The 267-nt window shown below is 55.8% G+C and carries 1 pseudogene; it reads left to right on the forward strand.

Annotation, left to right across the window (positions count from 1 at the left end):
• Positions 1-267: pseudogene (locus tag KVT28_RS25260) on the forward strand (toxin-antitoxin system antitoxin subunit); the annotation flags it as partial.

Genomic DNA, 267 nt, shown 5'->3' on the forward strand with positions numbered 1-267 from the left:
AAGGTCTGGATGTCGCCATCGTTGAACGCGCGGCCACGGTGCTGAAAGCAACGCCACTGGATGTGGCCCAAATGGTCTCTATCGACCGCAATACCTATCGCCGCCGCGAGAAAGCCGGATCGCAACTTTCGGTGGAGCAAGGTGCGCGCGTGTATCAGGTGTACGAAATTCTGGATGCCGTATTGCAATTATTTGCCCGTGACGTTGACGCTGCCATGCACTGGATGTATCAACCTGCGTTGGCACTGGATGATGCATTGCCGATGG

It is taken from the genome of Pantoea sp. GbtcB22, from assembly GCF_019091025.1.
GTDB classification, from domain to species: Bacteria; Pseudomonadota; Gammaproteobacteria; order Enterobacterales; family Enterobacteriaceae; genus Pantoea; species Pantoea leporis.